We start from the raw sequence: 8,163 nt of genomic DNA, 5'->3' as shown, positions 1-8,163 counted from the left end.
ATCCAGGGGCGCGGGAAACTGCGCGACCAGCCACAGCACACCCGCGGATCCCCACCCAGCGACTAACTCCAGCTGGCGTGCAACGGCTTCCCCTCCGCATATCCAGCCGCACTCTGCACCCCGACGATCGCCTTCTCGGCGAACTCCTCAAGAGAAGCCGCCCCCGCATACGTGCACGAGGACCGCACACCCGCGACGATCGAGTCGATCAGGTCCTCGACGCCCGGACGCGCCGGGTCGAGGAACATCCGCGACGTCGAGATGCCCTCTTCGAAGATCGCCTTGCGGGCCCGGTCGTACGCCGACTCCTCGCTCGTGCGGTTCTTGACCGCGCGGGCGGAGGCCATCCCGAAGGACTCCTTGTACCAGCGGCCGTCGGCCGACTGCTGGAGGTCACCGGGGCTCTCGTACGTACCGGCGAACCACGACCCGACCATCACGTTGGACGCACCGGCGGCGAGCGCCATGGCCACGTCGCGCGGGTGGCGGACGCCACCGTCGGCCCAGACGTGCTTGCCGTGCTTCTTGGCCTCGGCGGCACACTCCAGCACGGCGGAGAACTGCGGCCGGCCGACGCCGGTCATCATGCGGGTGGTGCACATGGCGCCGGGCCCCACACCGACCTTGATGATGTCGGCACCGGCCTCGATGAGGTCCCTGACGCCCTCGGCCGCGACGATGTTGCCCGCCACGATCGGGACCTGCGGGTCGAGCGCGCGCACGGCCTTGACCGCGGCGATCATCGATTCCTGGTGGCCGTGCGCGGTGTCGACGACGAGCGTGTCGACGCCCGCGTCGAGGAGCTGCTTGGCCTTGGCCGCGACGTCGCCGTTGATGCCGACGGCCGCGGCGATGCGCAGCTTGCCGTTGGCGTCGACGGCCGGGGTGTAGAGGGTCGCGCGCAGGGCGCCCTTGCGGGTCAGGATGCCGGCGAGGCGGCCTTCCTTGTCCACGGCGGGGGCGTAACGGCGGTTGGCACCGTCGAGCTTGTTGAAGGCTTCGCGCGGGTCGATGTCCGCGTCGAGCAGGACGAGGTCCTTGGACATGACCTCGGAGAGCTGGGTGAAGCGGTCGACCCCGGCCAGGTCCTGGTCGGTGACGACACCGACCGGACGCTGCTCCGCGTCGACGACGACGCCCGCGTTGTGCGCCCGCTTGGGCAGCAGGGAGAGCGCGTCGGCGACGGTCTGGGTGGGGGCCAGCACGATCGGCGTGTCGAGGACGAGGTGCCGGGTCTTCACCCAGGAGACGACCTCGGTGACGACCTCGATCGGAATGTCCTGCGGGATGACGACGAGGCCGCCGCGGCGGGCCAGCGTCTCGGCCATGCGGCGGCCCGCGATGGCGGTCATGTTGGCGACGACCAGCGGAATCGTGGTGCCGGTGCCGTCGGGGGCGGAGAGGTCCACACCCTGGCGGGAACCGACCGCCGAGCGGCTCGGCACCATGAAGACGTCGTCGTACGTGAGGTCGTACGGCGGCTTGAGATCGTTGAGGAAACGCACGCGCGGAACATCCAGTCGTTCGGTGTTGGCCCCGGGGCATTTCAGCCCGGGGGAAAACGCACGTACTTGATTCTCCCACGACTGGCCGGATTCACACCCTGGGCCGATCCTCCAGGGTGGTCGGGACGGTACTGGTCGATGCTCCAAGCACCCCGCCCTCTCCACGTATTCGTACATATGTGCGAATGCGATCGGTCGACGGGGCGGAACGGGGCACCCCCGGCACACCCGCACGTCCCGCGATCGGCCGCCCGAGCCGGTCACCGGCGGCCTCCGCCGGTGCCGGTCGGCGTACGGGAGCAGACCTGCCCGGTTCTTCGATCGAGGCGATCAAGTGCGAGCGCCGCTCGGCACGTTGCAGCCCTCCGGCGGAATCGGGAGCGCCCCGTCCCGCCGAGGAGGCGGAACGGGGCGCGGGGTGCCACGGGGTGCGGGACCCGGTGGTTACTTCATGAAGCCGACCTTGGACCACTCGACGGAGGCCATGCCCGGCGAGCCGTAGTTGGCGACCTTCTTCTGGACGGCCCAGACGGCCGGGGTCTGGTAGATCGGCAGCGAGTGACCGGCATCCCAGACCAGCTTGTCGACCTCCTGCTGGAGCTTGGTCGCCTCTTCCGGCGTCTTCGCGCTGAGCGCCTCGCGGAACTTCGCCTCGCCGCCCGGCGTCACGATCTTGCCGGTGTTCGCGAAGAGCTGCTTGCCCTTCGGGTCACGGTAGTTGGCGAAGGAGTCGGAGGGCAGACCCACGTAACTGATTTGGCGGAAGCTGGCGATCTCGTAGCTGCCCGGGGTGATGTACTTGTCGAAGTAGTCGTTCTCCGGCACGTTATTGATCTTCATGTCGATACCGGCCTGCTTGAGCATGGCCTGGAGGGCGGCGTCACTGCTCTTCAGCGTGGCGCTGGCACCGGCGGTCTCCAGGAAGTTGATGACGAGCGGCTTGCCGTCCTTCGTGCGGATCTCGCCCGGGTTCTTGGCCTTCCAACCGGCCTCGTCCAGCGCCTTGCCGGCGGCGGCGATGTCGCCCTTGCCGTACTTGCCGGAGTTGTCCTGGTAACCCTTCTGGTTGCTCATGTAGAAGTGGTTGCCGAGGCCCTTGTACTCGACCGGCATGCCGTTGGCCGGGATGTCGGCCAGCGTCTTGGTGTTGACCGCGAGCTGAACGGCCTGGCGCACCTTGACGTCGGCCATGACGCCGTTGGCGCCGAAGGAGAGGAGGGACTGGTCCCACGGGGCACCTATGCGGAACTCGGTGCCGGGGGTCTTCTTGGTGCGCTTGTAGAAGTCGGCGTTACCGGTGACCACGGCGTCCAGCTCGCGGTTCAGGTAGGCGTCGACGGCAGCCTTGCGGTCCAGCGCCCGGAAGATGATCTTGTCGAGCTTGGGCTTGTCGCCCCACCACTTCTCGTCCGGGACCAGCGTGACGGTCTGCGAGGCCTTGTCGAGCGTACCGAGCTTGTACGGACCGGCCGACGCGGGGACCTTCTCGATCCAGCCTTTGTTGAACTTCTCGGGTGTGTCGATGTACTTGGCAGGCATCAGCTGCCAGAACATGCCCTTCCACTGCGAGGTCTGCTTCTTCATCGTGACCAGGACCTCCTGGTCGTTCGCCCCGGCCTTGACCGACTCGATGTCCTCGTAGCCGGTCGACTCGGAGATGAGGAACTCTTCGTTCCCCTGCCCCTGCGCCTTCCACATGGCCTCGAAGTCGCGGTAGCTCAGCGGCGCACCGTCGTTCCACTTGGCCTTCGGGTTGATCTTGTACGTGATGACCTGCTTGCCGCCCTTGTCGGCGGACTCGGCGGACTCGACGTAGTTCTTGTCGGGAGTGAACTCGCCCTTGGCGTCGACCACGAAGACGCGCGGCATGATCGCGTTCGTCATCGTGGTGCGGTCACCGAGGTTGCCCAGCACCTGGGAACCGTTGAACTGGGTGATCCAGTTGGACACCGCCAGGCGGAGCTGACCGCCCTGCTTGAGGCTCTCGGCCGACTGCGGGTTGATCTCCGAAGCGTGGTCCTTGGTGACCTGCTTCTTCGGCTTGTCGGCCGAATCGTCCGTGGCACCCCCACAAGCCGTCAGGAACATCGAACCGGTGACGACCGCGGCGACGAATGCCGCCGTTTTGGTGGTGTTGCGCATGAGAACTCCCGTTGCCTTGAATCTCACAGACTGAGACGCGTCGGTCGCCTTTGTCCCGACGGTCCCGATCGCTGTTGATCCGGGACATTAGGGCTCTCATCTCGGCAAATGAAACGTTGCATGGTGGATCTTTGCCGGATTGAGACCTTACACAAGTCCTTTAATCGGACATCGCGCACCAGAATGTGGACACCAGGGCTCGAATCGCACCCTCGCCGCCCCCTCGGGTTCACCCCGCGGCAAGCAACATCTCTCTCAGGTCAGTTGGAGGTCCCGTGCTCGGCTTTCTCACGAAGCGGCTCGGCTATTACATCGTGCTGCTCCTGGTGGCCATCGGGCTGTCGTACGCGCTCGCAGCATCCGCACTCAGCCCCCGCACTTCCTTCGAGGGCCGCAATCCCAAGCCCCCGGCAGCCGCCGTGGAAGCGCAGCTCACCGAGCTCGGCATCAACGACAAGACGCCGCTTCCCGAGCGCTTCGGCGACTGGGCCGCGAACGCCGTGCAGGGCGACCTCGGCCGGACCCTCGAAGGCACCCCCGTCAACCAGGAGTTCGGCAACCGCATCGGCGTCTCGCTGCGCCTCCTGCTGGCCGGAACCATCCTCGGCACGGTGGTCGGAATCCTCTGCGGCGCCTGGGCGGCGATGCGGCAGTACAGATTCTCCGACCGGGCGATGACGATCTTCGCCTTCTTGATCATGTCCACACCGACCCTGGTACTGGCGCTGTTCATCAAGAACGCCATGGTCTCGATCAACGAATCCACCGGCTCCGACATCAAGTTCACCGGTGAGTTCACCCCGGGCCTGGAGGGCGGCTTCTTCACGATGCTGCTGGACCGGGCGGGCCACCTGATGCTGCCGACCCTGGTCATCGCTGCCATGGCCATCGCCTCGTACAGCCGCTACCAGCGCAACACCATGCTGGACGTGCTGGGTTCGGACTACCTGCGCACCGCGCGCGCCAAGGGGCTCCGTCGCAACCGGGCCATCCTCAAGCACGGTCTGCGCACCGCGCTGATCCCGATGTCGACGTTCTTCGCGTACGGCTTCCTGGGGCTGCTGACCGGCGCGACCTTCACCGAGAAGATCTTCGGCTGGCACGGCATGGGCGAGTGGCTCGTGGACTCCATCAGCCGCAACGACGTCAACTCCGTTGTCGCGTACTCCCTGTTCGCCGCCGTGATGGTGCTGCTGGCCGGCTTCGTCGCCGACGTACTGCACGCCGCGCTCGACCCCCGGGTCCGCAGTGCGTGACCTCCTCGCCGTACGCATCGACCGAGCCATGACCGTCCCGCAGGGAGCACCCAGCCGATGACCGCCACCGAAACCTCCCCCGTCGTGCCACTCGACGCCCCCACCGCACCGAAGCCGCGCCAGTCCGGCCGCGGCAAGGTGGTCTGGGGCCGCTTCTCCGCCCGCAAGGACGCCCTGATCGGCGCGATCGTGGTGGTGCTGCTGTTCCTCTTCGCCTTCGTCGGGCCGTTCCTGATCCCGTACAAGTACACCGACGTCGACTTCCTCGCGATGACCCAGCCCCCCTCCGGCACGCACTGGCTGGGCACCGACCAGATCGGCCGTGACGTCCTCTCGCTCACGGCGCGCGGCATGCAGAAGTCGCTGCTGATCGGCCTGCTGGTGGCGCTGTTCTCCACGGTGCTGGCCTCCGTGGTCGGCGCGTGCGCCGGTTACTTCGGCGGCTGGGTGGACCGGGTGTCGATGTTCGTGGTCGACCTGATGCTCGTCTTCCCGGCCTTCTTGATCATTTCGGTGATGTCGCCGGTGTTCAAGGACAGCGGCTGGCTCGCCTTCGTCGCGCTGCTCGCCGTGTTCGGCTGGATGATCACGGCGCGAGTCGTGCGCTCGATGACGCTGTCGTTGAAGGACCAGGAATTCGTCCGGGCCGCCCGCTTCATGGGTGTGCACCCCTTCCGGATCATCCTGCGGCACATCCTCCCGAACCTCGCCTCGTTCCTGATCATCGACGCGACCATCGCAGTCGGCGGCGCGGTCATCGCGGAGACCGGACTCTCCTACTTCGGCTTCGGCGTGCAGTCCCCGGACGTGTCGCTCGGCACCCTGATCACCGCGGGCCAGGACTCGGCGCTGACCTCGCCGTGGCTCTTCTACCCGGCGGCCCTGACCCTGGTGATCTTCGTCCTTGCCGTCAACCTGATGGGCGACGGTCTGCGCGACGCACTCGACCCCACGTCCGACCGCGTTTCCGGCAAGCAGCGCCGCAAGGTCGCCCGCGAGGCGAAGGCCCTGCGCGAGGAGGCCGCCAAGGCCGTTGCCCTCGCTTCCCCCACGTCCACCCACGAGACCCCCGGGAGCCGTGCGTGACCACCACCGCCAGCCCCTCCACCGCAAGCGCCCCCGTCAAGACGGGCGAGCCGCTGCTCCAGGTCCGCGACCTGAAGGTCAGCTTCCAGGGTCCGCACGGCATCGTCCCCGCGGTCCGCGGCGTCGACCTCGACCTGCACCGGGGCGAAGTCCTCGGCATCGTCGGCGAGTCGGGCTCCGGCAAGTCCGTGACCTCGCTGGCCTCGATGGGCCTGCTGCCGGACACCGCGATCATCACCGGTTCCGTGAAGCTCGACGGGCAGCAACTGCTCGGCGCGTCCGACCGCGACATGAGCCGGATCCGCGGCAACAAGGTCGCGATGGTCTTCCAGGACCCGCTGTCCGCCTTCACCCCCGTGTACCGCATCGGCGAGCAGATCGTCGAAGCCCTGCGCACACACACCGACCTGAGCAAGGAGAAGGCCGCCCAGCGAGCGGTCGAGCTGCTCGACCTGGTCGGCATCCCCAACCCGAAGGCCCGCGCCCAGTCCTTCCCGCACGAGTTCTCCGGCGGCATGCGCCAGCGCGCGATGATCGCCATGGCCATCGCCAACGACCCGGCCGTGATCCTCGCCGACGAACCGACCACCGCGCTCGACGTGACGATCCAGGCCCAGGTCCTGGAGGTGCTCAAGACCGCGCAGCGCGAGACCGGCGCCGCCCTCGTCCTGGTCAGCCACGACCTCGGCGTCATCGCCGGTACGGCCGACCGCATCGCCGTCATGTACGCCGGCCGCGTCGTCGAGACCGGCACCGTCGACGACGTCTTCGAGCGCCCCCGGATGCCGTACACCCTCGGTCTGATCGGCGCCGTACCGCGCGTCGACGAGCCCAGCGAGGACGGTACGAAGGCGCAGGCCAAGCCCCTCGTGCCGATCCCCGGATCGCCGAGCCCGCTCCAGGAGCTCAAGGGCGGCTGCGCGTTCGCCAACCGCTGCCCGATGGTGCAGGACGTCTGCCGCACCGAGGACCCCGCCCTCCTGGGCGACGCCCACCTCGTCGCCTGCCACCGCACCGACGAGATCGTCGCGAAGAACCTCAGCCCCGCCGACGTGTACCCGCTGCCGGAGATCCCCCCGCTCGCCGCTGCCGCCGTACCGCGCGACGAGCGGAAGAGCGTCCTGCGGGTCACCGAACTGGTGAAGACCTTCCCGCAGTTCAAGGGCACGGCCTTCAAGCGCCGGGTCGGCAGCGTGTACGCGGTGGACGGCGTCGACCTCGACATCCGGCAGGGCGAGACGCTCGGCCTGGTCGGCGAGTCCGGTTCCGGCAAGTCCACGACGCTCTTCGAGATCCTGAACATGGCCAAGCCCGAGTCGGGTTCGATCGAACTCCTCGGCCAGGACACCGGCTCGCTCGGCCGCGCCGAGCTGCACAAGCTGCGCTCCGCGATGCAGATCGTCTTCCAGGACCCGATGGCGAGCCTCGACCCGCGCATGCCGATCGCCGACGTCATCGCGGAGCCCATGCGGGCGCTGAAGATGGAGAAGGAGAAGATCGCCGAGGTCGTCCCGGACCTGCTCGCCAAGGTGGGGCTCGACCCGGAGTACGCGCAGCGCTTCCCGCACCAGTTCTCCGGCGGCCAGCGCCAGCGCATCGGCATCGCCCGCGCGCTGTCGGTCTCGCCCCAGCTCCTGGTCCTGGACGAGCCGGTGTCCGCGCTCGACGTGTCCATCCAGGCCGGTGTGCTCAACCTGCTCCAGCAGCTCAAGGCGGAGCTGGGCCTGTCCTACCTCTTCGTCTCGCACGACCTGTCGGTGATCCGCCACATCGCGGACCGCGTCAGCGTCATGTACCTGGGCCGCACCGTCGAGTCGGGCGACGTCGACACCGTCTTCGACAACCCCCAACACCCTTACACCAAGGCCCTGTTGTCGGCCGTCCCGGTGCCCGACCCGAAGCGTGAGCGGGCCCGGCAGCGGATCCTGCTGCCCGGCGACCCGCCGAGCCCGACCGACAAGCAGACGGGGTGCCGCTTCCGTGGCCGCTGCCCGGTGTTCCTGGCGCTCGGCGCCGAGGAGCAGAAGCGCTGCACCACCGAGACCCCGGTGATGACCTCGCACGCCGCGGACCATCGCGCGGCCTGCCACTTCCCGGAGGCCAAGCCGGCGGCGGAGACCGTGGTGGGCTGAACGGCTGATGTCCGTACGAAGAAGGGGCGCGCGGCATCATGC

At 68.0% G+C, this 8,163-nt stretch carries 5 protein-coding genes; 3 read left to right on the top strand and 2 right to left on the bottom strand.

Annotated features, from left to right (window positions below; all coding sequences use genetic code 11):
* Positions 1 to 62: 62 nt before the first annotated feature.
* Together ACWGIG_RS34255 and ACWGIG_RS34250 are read right to left on the bottom strand one after the other, a co-directional pair.
* Entirely contained in the window at positions 63 to 1,505 is a 1,443-nt protein-coding gene (locus ACWGIG_RS34255; RefSeq protein ID WP_453325597.1) for a GuaB1 family IMP dehydrogenase-related protein, read from the bottom strand.
* 444 nt (positions 1,506 to 1,949) lie between these two features.
* Positions 1,950 to 3,647, bottom strand: a complete 1,698-nt coding sequence (locus tag ACWGIG_RS34250; protein WP_453325596.1) for an ABC transporter family substrate-binding protein — start codon at positions 3,645 to 3,647, stop codon at positions 1,950 to 1,952.
* A 275-nt stretch (positions 3,648 to 3,922) separates the two neighbouring features.
* On the opposite strand from ACWGIG_RS34250, the gene ACWGIG_RS34245 reads away from it, so the two are divergent.
* Genes ACWGIG_RS34245 through ACWGIG_RS34235 form a run of 3 tightly spaced genes read left to right on the top strand, consistent with a single transcriptional unit; the run spans position 3,923 to position 8,121 of the window.
* The gene (locus ACWGIG_RS34245; RefSeq protein ID WP_453325595.1) at positions 3,923 to 4,903 is read left to right on the top strand and encodes an ABC transporter permease; all 981 of its coding nucleotides are present in this window, start codon (positions 3,923 to 3,925) and stop codon (positions 4,901 to 4,903) included.
* Positions 4,904 to 4,960: 57 nt separating this feature from the next.
* The gene (locus tag ACWGIG_RS34240) at positions 4,961 to 5,989 is read left to right on the top strand and encodes an ABC transporter permease (protein ID WP_453325594.1); all 1,029 of its coding nucleotides are present in this window, start codon (positions 4,961 to 4,963) and stop codon (positions 5,987 to 5,989) included.
* Positions 5,986 to 8,121 (top strand): ABC transporter ATP-binding protein, encoded by a 2,136-nt coding sequence (locus tag ACWGIG_RS34235; RefSeq protein WP_453325593.1) that lies wholly within the window; start codon positions 5,986 to 5,988, stop codon positions 8,119 to 8,121. Before ACWGIG_RS34240 ends, ACWGIG_RS34235 begins: the two co-directional genes overlap by 4 nt.
* The last annotated feature ends 42 nt before the right edge of the window (positions 8,122 to 8,163 follow it).

This window comes from Streptomyces sp. NPDC054863, assembly GCF_053610825.1.
The sequence above is the reverse complement of the archived record's forward strand: the minus strand, read 5'-3'. Positions and strand labels throughout refer to the sequence as shown.

What these genes read in the sequence shown, in the direction of transcription:
- ACWGIG_RS34250 (WP_453325596.1), bottom strand. Translation starts at nt 3,647, where the DNA reads ATGCGCAACACCACCAAAACGGCGGCATTCGTCGCCGCGGTCGTCACC.
- ACWGIG_RS34240 (WP_453325594.1), top strand. Translation starts at nt 4,961, where the DNA reads ATGACCGCCACCGAAACCTCCCCCGTCGTGCCACTCGACGCCCCCACC.